We start from the raw sequence: 218 nt of genomic DNA, 5'->3' as shown, positions 1-218 counted from the left end.
ATGGTAGCGATGAATACAATGGGATATGATGCTTGGGCATTTGGAAATCATGAATTCAACTTTGGATTAGATACATTAAAAAAAGTCAGTGAGCAATATAAGGGAAAGACGTTAGCAGGAAACATTTATAAGGAAAATGGAGAGCGTTTTCTTCCTGCATATACGATTGTTGAAAAAGGTGGAATTAAAGTTGGAATTATTGGTATGAATACACCAAT

The 218-nt window shown here is 33.9% G+C and carries 1 pseudogene; it reads left to right on the top strand.

Annotated features, from left to right (window positions below):
• A pseudogene (locus JDS82_RS29510) lies at positions 1–218 on the top strand (hypothetical protein); the annotation flags it as partial.

It is taken from the genome of Bacillus cereus group sp. N14 (assembly GCF_016483555.1).
In the GTDB taxonomy this organism is placed as follows: Bacteria; Bacillota; Bacilli; order Bacillales; family Bacillaceae_G; genus Bacillus_A; species Bacillus_A wiedmannii.
The sequence above is the reverse complement of the archived record's forward strand: the minus strand, read 5'-3'. Positions and strand labels throughout refer to the sequence as shown.